This is a genomic window from Pseudomonas sp. LB3P58, from assembly GCF_054897895.1.
The window spans coordinates 2,074,850-2,087,690 of the sequence record NZ_JBUBVE010000001.1 but is presented as its reverse complement, the minus strand read 5'-3'; the positions used below and the strand labels follow the sequence as shown (position 1 = coordinate 2,087,690).

The 12,841-nt window shown below is 56.1% G+C and carries 14 protein-coding genes and 2 pseudogenes; 6 read left to right on the top strand and 10 right to left on the bottom strand.

Annotation, left to right across the window (positions count from 1 at the left end):
• Positions 1–246: 246 nt before the first annotated feature.
• The 4 genes from ACYZTZ_RS09780 to ACYZTZ_RS09765 form a co-directional block, all read right to left on the bottom strand.
• The gene (locus ACYZTZ_RS09780) at positions 247–876 is read right to left on the bottom strand and encodes a hypothetical protein (RefSeq protein ID WP_461998010.1); all 630 of its coding nucleotides are present in this window, start codon (positions 874–876) and stop codon (positions 247–249) included.
• A 456-nt stretch (positions 877–1,332) separates the two neighbouring features.
• Complete coding sequence (locus tag ACYZTZ_RS09775) at positions 1,333–2,289, bottom strand: hypothetical protein (protein ID WP_461998009.1); 957 nt, start codon at positions 2,287–2,289, stop codon at positions 1,333–1,335.
• On the bottom strand, positions 2,286–2,624 hold the full coding sequence (locus tag ACYZTZ_RS09770) for a hypothetical protein (RefSeq protein ID WP_461998008.1): 339 nt from the start codon (positions 2,622–2,624) through the stop codon (positions 2,286–2,288). Before ACYZTZ_RS09770 ends, ACYZTZ_RS09775 begins: the two co-directional genes overlap by 4 nt.
• Before the next feature lie 329 nt (positions 2,625–2,953).
• Positions 2,954–3,556 carry a terminase small subunit gene (locus ACYZTZ_RS09765; protein ID WP_461998007.1) on the bottom strand — a complete coding sequence of 201 codons (603 nt, stop codon included), beginning with the start codon at positions 3,554–3,556 and terminating at the stop codon, positions 2,954–2,956.
• A 221-nt stretch (positions 3,557–3,777) separates the two neighbouring features.
• On the opposite strand from ACYZTZ_RS09765, the gene ACYZTZ_RS09760 reads away from it, so the two are divergent.
• Positions 3,778–3,978, top strand: a complete 201-nt coding sequence (locus ACYZTZ_RS09760; RefSeq protein WP_461998006.1) for a KTSC domain-containing protein — start codon at positions 3,778–3,780, stop codon at positions 3,976–3,978.
• Between the two features lie 138 nt (positions 3,979–4,116).
• Here the strand turns inward: ACYZTZ_RS09760 and ACYZTZ_RS09755 are convergent, their stop codons facing one another.
• From ACYZTZ_RS09755 to ACYZTZ_RS09745, 3 genes and pseudogenes are all read right to left on the bottom strand, one after another.
• The gene (locus ACYZTZ_RS09755) at positions 4,117–4,449 is read right to left on the bottom strand and encodes a phage holin family protein (protein WP_461998005.1); all 333 of its coding nucleotides are present in this window, start codon (positions 4,447–4,449) and stop codon (positions 4,117–4,119) included.
• Positions 4,450–4,978: 529 nt separating this feature from the next.
• Positions 4,979–5,338: a PA0613 family protein gene (locus ACYZTZ_RS09750; protein WP_461998004.1), complete on the bottom strand. Its 360-nt coding sequence runs from the start codon at positions 5,336–5,338 to the stop codon at positions 4,979–4,981.
• Positions 5,331–6,842: pseudogene (locus tag ACYZTZ_RS09745) on the bottom strand (VapE domain-containing protein); the annotation flags it as partial. The gene ACYZTZ_RS09750 and the pseudogene ACYZTZ_RS09745, both read right to left, overlap by 8 nt.
• Here ACYZTZ_RS09745 and ACYZTZ_RS09740 point away from each other — a divergent pair.
• The 5 genes and pseudogenes from ACYZTZ_RS09740 to ACYZTZ_RS09720 form a co-directional block, all read left to right on the top strand.
• A pseudogene (locus ACYZTZ_RS09740) lies at positions 6,778–7,206 on the top strand (hypothetical protein); the annotation flags it as partial. The pseudogenes ACYZTZ_RS09745 and ACYZTZ_RS09740 sit on opposite strands and share 65 nt — an antisense overlap.
• 10 nt (positions 7,207–7,216) lie before the next feature.
• Positions 7,217–7,501 (top strand): phage antirepressor KilAC domain-containing protein, encoded by a 285-nt coding sequence (locus tag ACYZTZ_RS09735; RefSeq protein WP_461998003.1) that lies wholly within the window; start codon positions 7,217–7,219, stop codon positions 7,499–7,501.
• Between the two features lie 158 nt (positions 7,502–7,659).
• A complete protein-coding gene (locus tag ACYZTZ_RS09730) occupies positions 7,660–8,016 on the top strand; it encodes a pyocin activator PrtN family protein (protein ID WP_461998002.1) in 357 nt (118 codons plus the stop codon).
• Positions 8,003–8,239 (top strand): DUF4224 domain-containing protein, encoded by a 237-nt coding sequence (locus tag ACYZTZ_RS09725; protein ID WP_116254740.1) that lies wholly within the window; start codon positions 8,003–8,005, stop codon positions 8,237–8,239. The genes ACYZTZ_RS09730 and ACYZTZ_RS09725 overlap by 14 nt, the downstream gene beginning before the upstream one ends.
• Positions 8,240–8,241: 2 nt before the next feature.
• Positions 8,242–9,309 (top strand): tyrosine-type recombinase/integrase, encoded by a 1,068-nt coding sequence (locus ACYZTZ_RS09720; RefSeq protein WP_461998001.1) that lies wholly within the window; start codon positions 8,242–8,244, stop codon positions 9,307–9,309.
• 146 nt (positions 9,310–9,455) lie between these two features.
• On the opposite strand, the gene ACYZTZ_RS09715 is transcribed toward ACYZTZ_RS09720, so the two are convergent.
• Genes ACYZTZ_RS09715 through ACYZTZ_RS09705 form a run of 3 tightly spaced genes read right to left on the bottom strand, consistent with a single transcriptional unit; the run spans position 9,456 to position 12,840 of the window.
• A complete protein-coding gene (locus tag ACYZTZ_RS09715) occupies positions 9,456–10,361 on the bottom strand; it encodes a plasmid partitioning protein RepB C-terminal domain-containing protein (protein ID WP_461998000.1) in 906 nt (301 codons plus the stop codon).
• 2 nt (positions 10,362–10,363) lie between these two features.
• Positions 10,364–11,278 carry a plasmid partitioning protein RepB C-terminal domain-containing protein gene (locus ACYZTZ_RS09710; RefSeq protein ID WP_461997999.1) on the bottom strand — a complete coding sequence of 305 codons (915 nt, stop codon included), beginning with the start codon at positions 11,276–11,278 and terminating at the stop codon, positions 10,364–10,366.
• Complete coding sequence (locus ACYZTZ_RS09705; RefSeq protein ID WP_461997998.1) at positions 11,275–12,840, bottom strand: recombinase family protein; 1,566 nt, start codon at positions 12,838–12,840, stop codon at positions 11,275–11,277. Before ACYZTZ_RS09705 ends, ACYZTZ_RS09710 begins: the two co-directional genes overlap by 4 nt.
• Position 12,841 lies beyond the last annotated feature (1 nt).

Genomic DNA, 12,841 nt, shown 5'->3' with positions numbered 1-12,841 from the left:
TGAGCTGATCGACGACCTTTTGTACATGTATGGATAGAGCGCTCTCCGACCTAAGGTCTTCAGCCCAGGAAGGGGCGGAAGCATCAATCAAGCAGTGTGATTGCGCAGCCTCTTCAGCAGACTTCAAATAGCATGCCCCCTGGCAAGTATTGATAGCCCTGACTGAGAGACTTATCAGCGAACACAGCCCGGAAAGAATCTTTCCATAACGAAAAAGCCCAACCGAAGCTGGGCCCTGTTTGCATGCTATTGCAGCGGCCAGTTGGTCTGGCCGTGAGCAATCACGCCAGGAGTACGGCCGTAGCACTGCGCCAGAGAGGGAGCCAATTCAGGGAAAAGCTCTTCGATATACGGGACCATCATGGCCACGTATACCTCGAAGGACGGATGCTTACGCCATTGGCCTGCTTCGATAGCGCTGTGATATGAACGATCAAACCATCCGCGCAAAACCAACAGCGCCCCCTCAATACGATCTTCCAGGAAGTCGACACTGCGCGCCTTGGTGTGGCCATCCTTTTTCAAGGTTTCGCGCTCCACGTAGGTTCCCGGGCGATAGCCAGTGATCTCGTGGACCTCCATGATCCGCTCATGAATCTCGCGGTGCTCCCTCTGATCGCCCTTAAGATCAGCAGCGAATCGAAAGTCACAGTAGAGGCAATGCGCGACCGCATTCGGGCCACTTGGTGAATCCAGGTACTGATCGATCACTGCCTGAAACCGGCGGTTCAGCTCGTGATAGTTGCGAAGACCGAGAAGGTCAGCCGCGGCAAAGTCGAGCCGCTTGCCGTGAGGCAGTTCAGGATGTGCTTGTTTGAGTTGCTTCGCGAGACGCTTGACGCTTTGTACGTCAGCGAAAGTAAGGGCGTGTTGCATATCAGCCTCCAAAGGCTGGGCCTGTTGTCCACTACGAGAACCCAATACAGGGTTGGTATGAAACGGGTGAAATCACGATAGCGCTAATGCTTTGCCAGAGTGGACGGCGGGCACCTACCGAATGTGCCTGTTGGTAGATTACTGGAATCCTGACGATCGCCGCAAGTAACCAAAAAAAGAGATGAGTCTCGTGCTCCTACTGAAGTTGCGGAGTCGGCAAGCTATTAATGGCGGTCATTCATGCCATAGCTAGAAGCGCGGGGATCACTGCTGGTGCAGTTATCGATTACTGCAGAGGGTTTCACGATACGTTTGGCGACAGGATATTTCTGAATGAATTTCATGGGGGGCGAGCGAACCATCATCATGAGGTTCAGCTTTAAGTCTGAGTAACCAGACTGAATGCAGCGGCTGCAGTTCTCTAGCAGCTTGATCCTTAAACTCCAACGCAGCACGTTACTCCTCCGGCTGCTCTTGAACTCCGAGATCTCGATACCTTTGCTTACCCCACACGGTAGGATCGGGAATCACCTCGATCACCCTCGTCGGCGGAGTATTGATACTAAACCCTGGCTCCATCTTCTCACGCATTTCGAGGTACTGGCCTAGGAAGGCGTCGTAAGCCAGACGGGGCGCGTACTGAACGTTTCCTTTCTGGTCCACCGCTTCGCCGTGGTAGAAGAAGTCCACGCCCTGGGTAAGTGGCACTAAAACGCTGGCGGCAGGCTTGTAGTCGCCCTCATAAAGCGTGAGCCGCAGCTTTGCCTTGTCGCCGTACAGCAGGCCCATCTGTTCGGCGAACCAATTGACGTATTGGTCGCCGTTGATCCGTGTTGGGGCGCCAGGCAGCGTATAAGCAGCGTCCAGGTCTCGATTCTTACGGATGCGGCTAGCCATCCCGTTCAGCTCCAATCCCTCAGCGAACTCGACATCTACCTGTTCTCCAGTATCGATTTTGATCGGCTTGCTCATCGAAATCACGGGCCACAACAAGTTCTTGGAGAAGTATGAGGCGCCACCTTTCGACAGATTTCTCGCCTGCACGATCTCCCACTTAGCTGACGTCAGGAGAATTGGCGCCGCCGTAATATTGGTCACGCGGACTGAAATATAGACCTGCTCATTTACGGTTTGCTTACCACTGTTAGGTTGTCCGAACATCTCAGTTGGACTGAGCCAAGCCTCCGCAACAAAGAGCCTCCGGCCCTGGCTCGCGGCAGTGATATCGGTCAAGCGCTTCAGCACTTCGTCCGTGACGCCGATGCAAGTACTATTTCCCGATGCGCCCGCACCGGTAACGATCGACGAGCACGGGCCCGTTGTCTGCATATTCTGGGATTGCGCCAGAGCAAGCTGAGGCAATGCAATCACCGAAAGCATCATCACCGCACGGCGGAGTTTTTCCTTCATCATGGCCGCGTATCGACAGTGGATTTAACCACAGCGCCTTGCCCGGTCACGATTGGTGAGGCCGCACCGTGGGTGGATATTCCGCTCTTCGGAGAGGTATATGCAGGCGCCTGCCTGTTTGGTCCTTTGGCTTCAGTTACGACATGCGCATCAGGTGCGGTGATGATGGGAGAAGCGTCGCCGTAGGTAGAGATAGAAGGGCTCGGTTGCTCTGCTGGTTGCAGCGTCAAACCTATCTGATTGGGATTTACTTCAACATGCAGCCCGCGATTTTGAACAAGCGCTGAGACGGCCATGCCTCCAATCAAAACTACCAGTGTGACCGTCACTACCGCCATCTTCCGGACACTTCCCAATCGTGCGGGCGTCTTATGCGAGCTTCTATTCAATTTTGAACTCCTGTAATTAAGGGCTGGGCAGTATCCCTACCGCCACTGCAGACAGCTACTGCGCAAGGTACATCTAGCCTAACGCGATGAGAGTACATTAACGCGCACATGAGGTGCGACAGGCCCACTGCTCATTCGGCTTCAGGCACGTTGATTCAAAAAAACCAATAGGTGAATCGCCCGGGTTTCGTAGACACGTTTGAATGGGTGGCGATGGCTGAGAGCAGACGGCACTCAATTGCGTCGCCAGCCGAATGAAGTCCAATCAGCGAATTTCGTTAGCACTCATCCAATGCAAAGCCGAAGTCGTCGCTGGACACCTGAGCTGCTTCGTTAAGCCGTTGGCGCAGCGCAGCGGTTAACTGCCTCTCCACTTCCCACGGATCTGATAGCGCGGCGAGTTGCGGTGCCAGTTGCGGTGACAGGCTCATCAACGAAAGATTGAGCGAACGGGCCGTTTCATAAGCAGCCTTCTGCACGAGGCTGACTTCCACCAGTTCTCCCTGCGCCTTGCGAAACTCCATCTCCGCCATCCGCGCCAAGTAATGTTCACGATGAGCCCGCGCTTTCTGAAAGTCCGGAGACTGCCCCAGGGCTGCATCAGCGGGCGGCGGCGCAGCCATGTTAGTCGGCTCGGACTGCGCTGAGACATGACTGTACACATCACGCTGAAGCCGCTCCTGTTGGTGGCGAGCAGCGACGGCAGCCTTGCTCGGGTCGGCGGTATCTCGGATCAACGCTTCGGTGGCCAGCACGTCGACCTGTTTGCCATTGGGAGACAGGACCAGTCGGCCGTTTTCCTTAAGCCAGGTGATGTAACTCGGTGACCGGCCGATGTGCGCGGCGAAGGCGCTTTTGGACAGGTACGGGGTTGCGCTCATAAGCCCTCCTTTTCAGCGGCTTTTCAATGAATCCTTTCAAGATTTCAATGGATTGAAATTTCAGTAAGCTGGCGGGCCTCCCACTAACGCGATCCCGCGGGTTTCCGACCCCGTGTCCTTTGAAAGTCCTCAGGGTCCCCGGCGCCTTTTCGGTGACCTGAGCTGCAGATCCGCCGCGCTCGACTAGTATCTGTTGACGATCTGTCAGAGGGAGAGAAGTAATGGAAATGATTGCCGTGCGTTCCAGTGCGATGAACGCCGTTGGCTACGATCCAGCAACGAGACGAATGAAGATCCGCTTTGAACAAGGCCACTCCTACGACTTCTGCGGTGTTCCCTCAGCAGTGCATCAGGGTTTGATGACGGCCACATCCAAAGGCTCGTACTACAACCGGCACATACGTGATCGTTATCAGTGCTGAGTGACGTCTTCCATTTGGAAAGACGGACATCCCTGCGCACGTTTTAGCTAGAGAGAATCCGCGAGTTCGATAACCCGTGTAGGGGGCACCCCTCAGGGAGGACCCGTAAAAATCGGCGCCCCGCCCGGCCTACCCGGCTCATGCCTTCGGTTCGGCCTCGCTCATGTTTAGCCGCTTGGCCACCCAGCGTTCGTATAAGCCGATGGCGACATCGGCGCCGGCCATCGCCGTCAGGCAACCCAGGGCGCCCGCTGTCCAGATCGACAGGCCCGCACCAAACAGCAACATCATCGCTGACACGCCGCACACGATGCAGGCACCGGACCGAAGTGCGAGGCGACGCAGCAATGCCCAGCCTCGTGCCCCATCCTTGTCAGCGCGCCACATCTCGCCGGACACGCCGCCAACCAATGACAGGGCAATCACCAACCAGATCGGCATCTCTGCCAGTGCCTGTTGCTCGTTCGTCATTCCCCTGCCCCTTAAACAAAAATACCCGGCGCAATGGCCGGGTCAGGTGGTGGATTGCCTACCGCGCTTTGCGGTCGCTCCCATCGAAGATGGCCCCTTTTTACAGGTCGATTCTGGTGGCAGCAAGACCGTTTTAATGCCATCCGGTGAATGTGTGGGTTACGCCCGGTGAACGGCTGGCGAATGTCGGTGAATATCTATCCCGGCTGTCTTTTGCTTTTGTGGCGTCCCATGCGTCCCACCTTCTCAAAACAAGGTGGGACGTCTGAAAGCCTCGCAGATTGGGGCTTTGCCCCACCGTCTTACTTTTATCTCTCCTTTCTCGTGTAAAGAGAGAAATTTAAAAAGCACGCGTGCGCGTAAACGCGCGTACCTGTACCCGCTACGCACACACGGGCGGGAGGCCTGAAAAAGGTGGGACGGTGGGACAGCCCAACAACGACGCGGCCTGCGCCCGTCCCACCACCGCAAAAAGCGGTGGGACGGAGGCAGGCCGGTGGGACGGCATGAGCCAAAGGGATGCCCACGATCAAGCCGCTTCCCCCAGGAGGAAGTGCTCGACCACGATGTGGGCGTCATGCAGGCGTTGGTAGTAGAGGTTGCGTGTGCAGCCGCTCTGCGCCAGACGCGCAGCCAAAGGCGCATCGGGCTGGCAGTAATGCACTCGCACCACCGCCATCAGCTCGGGATCGAGGCGTTTCTTGACGATGCGCTCGATGTCCAGAGAAGCTTCCAGCGGCACCCTGCTCCCGCGCCTGCCGCGCACGAGCTGACCACCGCTCTCCATCATCATCGCGACCATGTTGCCGCCCGAGTAACCGGCTGCAACCTCATCGCTGTGCAGCTCCTGTGCCCACTGTTTGAGGGCCATATCGATCGCCTTAATCATCGAAGCACGGCTCCTCGAATTCATCCCTTTGCAGCGCAGGCGCCCTGCCCCAATGCTCCGGTTTCTTGTACGCCCATGGCCGCTGACCGCTCTTGCTCAAGGCGCCCAACCGGAACCGTCGCCAGCCCAGCCGGTGCATGATCGCGCCGACGCGCATCTGCTCGGGTTTGCCCCAATGACCGGGATCGAGTTTGAGTGCCTGACTCATCACCTCACTGCCGGTGGCGGTCTCACCGATCTGCGATTCCTCCAGCCAGGTCAGGATCGGCCCTTCCCATTCGTCGACGACGAAACGCTGGTCCTGGGCTTCGGCGAACATCGGCGCTTCGTCCGGCGTCACCCACCACAAGTCGCCCGCCTCGTAACAGAACACCGCTTCGGCCCAGAGCTGGTCGCGGATCTCACGCAGCAACGCCACGTCGACCTTGGTACAGGCCACCGGCCAATAACGGCGGTTGCCGGTGGCGTCTTTAAGGTACTCGTCCTGGTTGGTGGTACCGACGAACACACACTGGCGTGGCACGTCCATGGTTCTGCGGCCGTAGCTTTCGCGATAGGTATCGGTCGAGGCCGAGAAGAACTGTTTGGCCTTGGTGCTCTCGGCCTTGTTGAAGCTGTCCAGCTCGCCGAGCTCGACGATCCACTTACCGCGGATCGCCTGAAAGCCGTCCTTGTCACCGAGGGCAAACGGTGTGTCCATGAACCACTCACCGCCCAGCACGCTCATCGCAGTCGACTTACCGGCGCCCTGCGCGCCTTCGAGAATCATCACCGAGTCAGCCTTGCAGCCAGGTTTCATCACCCGCGCCACGGCCGAGATCATCCAGCGCTTGCCGACCTTGGCGGTGTAATCACAAGCCGGTACACCCATCACGTCGGTGAGCCAAGCTTCGAGGCGCGGCACCCGATCCCACTCCAGTTTTTTCAGGTACTCGCGCACCGGGTGAAACGCGTGGTCATGCGCCACGACACTCACCGCCTCGATCACGTGCGAGGACTTCACACGCAGGTTGTACTGCTGCGCGAGCCATTTCATCACCCGCACGTCGTCGATGTCGGCCCACTCGCCAGTACCGCCGCCGTAAGGCGCGGCACGCAGCTTGACGATCTTCGAACTGAAGGCGCTGTAGCTGATCACCCCAGCCCAGCGCTCATCGTTGGCGAGGATCAGTTCGACGTTCTGCATGTGCGCGATCAGCGCGCCACTGTCGCTGCGGGCCAGCAGATCTTTCCAGCCGCCAGCAGCCGGCGGACGCACCACGGCCAGCACCTGACGACGCACTGCCTCGAGGCCTTCGGCGACGTGCAGGTCGTTGAAGTCGGTCCATTTCTCGTGACGCTCGACCGAGAAAGTCGGCGCGACCACTTGGGCACCGACGATCAAGGCGGCGTTGCTGGCTTTCTCTTCGCCCGGGTTCCAGGCATCACCATTCGGCTTGGTGGTCTTCCAGTCATCGTCGCGGCAAATGATCAGTGGACAGCCGGCAAAGCGCTCGCGCATGGCCGACTTCATCGAAGAGATCGCCAACGGTCCGTTCGATCCGAGCAACACCAGCGACTTAGTGCATCGCCCCCATGCTGATCGCGAATACGGCCGCTTTGAAGTCCAGGACAAGCAGCGTGTGTTCGAACTCGTACGCACTGGCGGCGTGCTCAGCCTCAACATGGGCTTCGACCTCCCCCTGCACGTGGCGCTGCATCGAACCCACACACGTTCCGGCGTCACCGCCATCCTGAGCATCGGCAACAAAAGCCCACACACACGATGCTTCACCGTGTGCGGCTCCGATGTCGAGATCTACGGCAAGGTGACCGAGTCCATCAACTACCTCGCTGCAGCGGCAACTCCTGCCGCGCACGCTGCATGAGGAGGACGCCATGGAACGCACCCTCGCTCAAGCCGCGACCCTGCTCGGCCTGACCCGACAAGAACTGATTGCTTTTATGCAGGAAAAAGGTCTGCTCAACGAACGCAGATTGCCGGTCTACCCGACCCGCGACCGCGAGTATCTGCGGGTTAAAGACGGCCAGTGGTTCCACGAGAAGTACGGACTGCAGTACAGCCAGCCGACCAAGGTCAAACTTGCGGGCATCCGCTGGCTGGCCGACCAGTTGGGCATCGATCGTCCTGCCATTGCGGCAGACCGCCGTGACGTGGCCTAGAGAATACGCCCGCCAGATCATCGTCATTCGGACACGTGATGAGCGCAATGCCGCGCTCCTCGAAGTGCCCGAACATCTGCGCGAGCTGACCAGACGTCACTGCCTGAACGCTTGGAACCATCCAGCACGAAAACATCGCAAGAAGGACCAACACGATCATGAGTAATACAGGACAAACCTCAATACGACTTAAACCGGCACCTGAGCCGGCAACCGTTGAGCTGCTCTACCGAATCTTCGGTGACGTGCTGGTCCCGCTGGAAAAAGTCCGCGAGAAGTACTTCCGCAACCTCAACTCACAATTGTTCGTGACCGAGATATACAACGGCCGGATCCAGCTTCCAATCACCACGCTGGACACCAGCCGCAAGGCACTCAAGTACGCCCACATCCGGCACATCGCATCGCTGATCGACATTCGCGCCTACAAGGCCGACGAGAGCATGCAATGCCAACAGGACGGAACCAAACAAGCAGAAGTGAATTTAGATAGGGATGAATATGGAAATTCATAGCGAAACTCTTGCCGAGGACGAGCTGGTCGCAATCACCGGATATCAACGACCGTCATTGCAACTGGACTGGCTCAATCGTAATGGCTGGAAATACGTACTTACGGGTGCAAGACGACCCGTTGTAGGCCGCGTATACGCCCGAATGAAACTCTCCGGTGTAAAGCCTTCATCTGACAATATTGCGGCTGAAGCCTGGTCGCTAGATCTTTCACGCGTGGGGTGAAAATGCGACCAAGAAAGGTAGCAAATCGGGATCTGCCACCTCGTATGATCAGGCGGGTCAGGTCAATGAAAAGCGGCTCAGAGTGGGTCGGGTACTACTACGACGGGAGGGATGAACAGGGCAAGAGGAAGGAAATCCCTCTGGGTGGCGACTTGGATGTCGCCAAGGCGGAATGGGCCAAACTCGACTGCAAGCCAATTCCGCAAAAGCACACCCTGCTGGGAAAAGTTTTCGACCGATACGAGGCCGAGATCATTCCAGGGAAAAAGCCTCGAACCCAAAAGGACAACTTGCTTTCGCTGACGCAACTCAGGAAAGCATTTAGTGAAGCGCCGATCAATGCGGTGACACCACAGGTGATAGCCCAGTACCGCGACAAGCGGACCGGGAAGGTTCGGGCGAATCGCGAGATCTCACTGCTCTCGCACATCTATAACATAGCCAGGGAATGGGGTATCACCGACAAGGAAAATCCAGCCTCCGGTGTGCGCAAGAACAAAGAGACCCCACGTGACTTTTACGCTGATGCCACGATATGGAATGCCGTCTACGGCGTTGCCGTGCCAGAACTCAAAGACGCCATGGACCTGGCCTATCTTACTGGCCAACGCCCTGCTGATGTTCTGTCCATGCGCGCTACGGATGTCACCGACAGCTTTCTTCAGGTTGCCCAGGGCAAGACCTCGAAAAAGCTCCGCATTCGGCTCGATGCCGGCGAGATCATTAACGGCTTGGGTGAGCTGATAGAAAAGCTGCTCGCACAGAGGAAGGCGCGCGCAGTCCGAAACCCGTACTTGATCGTCACGGAGGACGGTCGCCAGGTGACCGCACCAATGCTTCGCCTTCGGTTCGACGATGCGCGAAATGTTGCAATCGCGAAAGCTCTAGAGGACGAAGATGTGCAACTCGCTTCGAACATCCGACAATTCCAGTTCAGGGATATCCGGCCGAAGGCAGCCAGTGAGATTGACGATCTTGGGCATGCCAGCAGACTGCTCGGACATACCGATAAGCGCATAACAGAAACGGTTTATCGACGCGTCGGTGAGATCGTGAAGCCCACACGATGAGCCCAACAAAATCGATTAAATTCGTACACGAGTTTTCTTGACCACTCACTTAAGACTGAGAGCCGCCCTTCGCGACGGGCGGCTCTCGGTCAGAAGTCCAAATCCATCTGGGGACTCTGAAAAAATCTATACGCTCACTAGGTCGATCACTCCCGTTCAGGCTTCCTGGCGTCGGAGCTGACAGCTTCCATGATCGCGGTCAATTCATCTAGAAGTTCGCCGTGGCAACGGTTTAAGTAACCCGATATGGTTTCATTGCGCAGCAGACGGGCGAGATAACCCTTGGCAACGACCAAAAACAGCATCGTCTCCCCCAGCGTATCCTCCACGACCTTGTAATCGTGAAACAGCTTTTCCATCTCGCGTTCCATCCTCGCTATTTCTTCTACGCTGACCTCAGCGGAGAGCTTGGTTTTTTTTTCGATCAACATTTCCGGGCGTGAAGCGGCAAGTACCATGTCGGCGTAGGCTTGGGTGAAGCAGTTGGCGGAGACCATCAGCTCCACGGTTTCGATTTGGCGCATTGGTTTCATTTTTCTCAATGTCCGGAATACGCCTTGGCTGACCATTTTGACTTTGAGCATTTCCACCACTTCGGGCGCAATGCCATCGAGCAGGTGTTGCCGTTCATGGATGCGCTCAATGTTAATGCCCAATACCTTGGCGATAAGGGCTGGGGAAATGCCTTTACGGACAGCGGTGAGAATCATCTTGTGCTCTTGCACAGGGGTTAGGCGGTTGATCTGTCGGTTGTAGGTAAAACCTTCGTCATCTATCGACAGCAGACACAGTGCCTCAGTTGCGCCCAGTGCTTTAAGTGCGTGCAGGCGAAGGTGGCCATCGAGCAACACGTATGCTAACGCCCCCTCCACATTGGTCTGTTGCCGATGCACCGCGAGCGGCTCAATGACGCCCAACTCCCGAATCGAGGTCAGAATTGTTAAGTATTTTTTGGTCTGCTCTATATCCTTATCCACAGATCGGGTCGGAAGTATTCGGTCGAGGGGGACCGGGATGATCTGCCGCTCAAAGCCTTGCTTCACCTGCCCCATGATCATCCCTCACCTTGAATACGGTCAGCCAACGACTTAGGCATGTCCGCGATGTTTTCGCTGCGAAGCAGCGTGCAAAAATAGTCGTCGGCGAGCAGCCGGCGCATGGCGGTGACGATGATCAATACGCGCTGCTCGTTAATATCGGCCTTTTTGATCATGACTCGCTGGCGCCTGACTTCTGTTTGGTAGGTGCTCAGGAGCTTTTGAGGCGTCGTCGGCTGGTCGACGGCCAATCGTTGTTGTCCGTAGTGCTTCCCCAAGAACCGACGTCTATCGATCAGGCGTCTGACCTTAATCAACTGGTCACCTTTCAAGACACCTGTCTCGTAGGCCTTGACCATGGCGACTTGTACTTCGGTATCACTAGATCTAGCGACTTCGGTCGCGACACTGATGGGTAGCCAACCTTTCTCGACAGCGGCGATGAGCCGTTCCTCTCCTTGACGTAGGAGCAGGAGGATGGCGTTGATATAGGCGGGATCCAGGGCAGTTTTGACGCTGATCTGTTTGGTCGTGTAGCCGCGCTCTGACAAGATTTGGATGGAGTAGAGCAAGTCCCTGTTTGTGTGCTTACGGCGGGCAAGGTTTTCGACCAGACTAATGAGAAACCGGTCGGCTTCACTGGCACTCACCACAACACAAGGTATTTCTCGCTCGCCCAGCGCACAAAAGGCTTCGTATCGGCCTTGCCCACAAACCAGTTCAAAAAATCCAGTATTTTCTTGATCGCTGCTGGGGGTGACCGTAATTGGGCGTTTCAAACCCAGATTTGAAATGTTCTCAACCAACTTTGCGAATACTTGCTTATTACGCGCTCTTGGATTGAGGACGCGGATACGATCCAGTCTGACCATCTGGACTGTGGTGGCTTCTCCGACGTGGAGCGGGCTTCGAGGATGATGCGGCATATTCATGCGGCTCTCCCCACGACAGTACGCCGAGAAAGTTGCGCGAGGGCTTCGAGGTTCTCGTAGCGATATATTTCCAGATTAGAGGCGTTGAACTCATTAAGCCGAATGTGCGGCTGTTGAATATCGAGTGTCGGCAAAATGTAGTAGTCGCGGGCGATCTCTTCGCCAGGCTCCATTCGTACGGCGACGGTAATATCCGGAGAGAGGCCATGATCAAAGCGTATTTTCCAACGATTTGCTCCCGAACCACTGTACTGACAGCGGCAAAGGACAAGAGAAATCAGTAGTTCTTCATTGATTTGGAGTAGGTCGCTTATGGGGTCGATGGCGACTCGTCCCCCAACTTGCTGAATGTGCTCCACCGTTCGAGCCAGCATCAGTGGATGCATCAGTCGAAGCTGATGGTTGGCGGCGACATAGTTGTAATCGCGCGAAGGGGTGTAGCCAATGAGCGAGTACGTGCGCAAAAGGCTGCCGAATCGGTATTGATAGGCTGTGCTGGAGGGACAGTTCTCAGACTCATTGATGATCAGGCCCGATAAACAACCGGTTTTCTCATACAGTTTTTTGAGTCTCTCCAACATTTCGGCGTCGGGCATTCGATAGCTTCGGGACTGGATGATTTCTTGGGCCGCGGCAAATAGTACGTTGTCGACTAAGGCCGGAAAGACACCGTCCGCCCGTATCCATTGGTCTGGATGATTACGCACATGTTCCTGTTTAAGTTTAAAGGAGGAGCGGTTCCAGACGTTGTTGCCGATGTATTTTTCATTGGTTAGGACCTGATGGACACCACCTTTGGTCCATGGCCTGGCCAAGTCATTCTGGAGTCCTCGACTATTCAGTTGTTGGGCGATCTCGGTCTCTGAATAACCCGCTTCAACAAATCGTTGGTAGATCCAATGGACGGTGGCTACCTCCTCCCGCGGTCCAGGAACTAGCCTTACGCGGTCAGTTTGGATACTTTTGTGTTCGCCAATTGTTAGTTCTACTTTGGGATTGTCGGACGCGTCGACCAACTGACGCCTCAGCCCGTAGCCGGCAATGCCACCTTGTCGATAGCCCAACTGGATGAGGCGAGATTGTCCCGCAAAGACTTTGACGGACAGCTCCCGACTGTACTCGCCAGCCATCATTCGCTTGAGGCTTTTGACGATATTAGAAACGGGTGAGCCGTCATTGGAAAACTGTTCCGCGCAGTAATGAACTGAGACCCCTGCTTGTCGGCAACGGACCTCGAAGCTAGCGGCCAAATCCGGATCTTGAAAGCGTCCCCAACGGCTAACGTCGTATACGAGAATGGTCGAAAAACCGAGCACTCCGCTCTCAACATCGCTGAAGAGTTGAATCAACGCATCACGTCCTTCCAGGCGAAGACCACTTTTTCCAGCGTCCGTATAAATTCTGACGATTTCGAGGGAGTGCGCCGCCGCATAAAGCTTGATTGTGTCTAGCTGGTTTTCAGTTGAGTACTGCTGGTGCTCTGTGGACATCCGGACATAAGCCGCTGCCAAACCTGGGTCTTGGCGCCAGTTTTCTGAGTGAGCACTTTTACGACTTCGCATA

Coding starts and splice junctions, on each gene's coding strand:
- ACYZTZ_RS09780 (WP_461998010.1), bottom strand. CDS start 876: ATGCAACACGCCCTTACTTTCGCTGACGTACAAAGCGTCAAGCGTCTC.
- ACYZTZ_RS09775 (WP_461998009.1), bottom strand. CDS start 2,289: ATGATGAAGGAAAAACTCCGCCGTGCGGTGATGATGCTTTCGGTGATT.
- ACYZTZ_RS09770 (WP_461998008.1), bottom strand. CDS start 2,624: ATGGCGGTAGTGACGGTCACACTGGTAGTTTTGATTGGAGGCATGGCC.
- ACYZTZ_RS09765 (WP_461998007.1), bottom strand. CDS start 3,556: ATGAGCGCAACCCCGTACCTGTCCAAAAGCGCCTTCGCCGCGCACATC.
- ACYZTZ_RS09760 (WP_461998006.1), top strand. CDS start 3,778: ATGGAAATGATTGCCGTGCGTTCCAGTGCGATGAACGCCGTTGGCTAC.
- ACYZTZ_RS09755 (WP_461998005.1), bottom strand. CDS start 4,449: ATGACGAACGAGCAACAGGCACTGGCAGAGATGCCGATCTGGTTGGTG.
- ACYZTZ_RS09750 (WP_461998004.1), bottom strand. CDS start 5,338: ATGATTAAGGCGATCGATATGGCCCTCAAACAGTGGGCACAGGAGCTG.
- ACYZTZ_RS09735 (WP_461998003.1), top strand. CDS start 7,217: ATGGAACGCACCCTCGCTCAAGCCGCGACCCTGCTCGGCCTGACCCGA.
- ACYZTZ_RS09730 (WP_461998002.1), top strand. CDS start 7,660: ATGAGTAATACAGGACAAACCTCAATACGACTTAAACCGGCACCTGAG.
- ACYZTZ_RS09725 (WP_116254740.1), top strand. CDS start 8,003: ATGGAAATTCATAGCGAAACTCTTGCCGAGGACGAGCTGGTCGCAATC.
- ACYZTZ_RS09720 (WP_461998001.1), top strand. CDS start 8,242: ATGCGACCAAGAAAGGTAGCAAATCGGGATCTGCCACCTCGTATGATC.
- ACYZTZ_RS09715 (WP_461998000.1), bottom strand. CDS start 10,361: ATGGGGCAGGTGAAGCAAGGCTTTGAGCGGCAGATCATCCCGGTCCCC.
- ACYZTZ_RS09710 (WP_461997999.1), bottom strand. CDS start 11,278: ATGAATATGCCGCATCATCCTCGAAGCCCGCTCCACGTCGGAGAAGCC.
- ACYZTZ_RS09705 (WP_461997998.1), bottom strand. CDS start 12,840: ATGCGAAGTCGTAAAAGTGCTCACTCAGAAAACTGGCGCCAAGACCCA.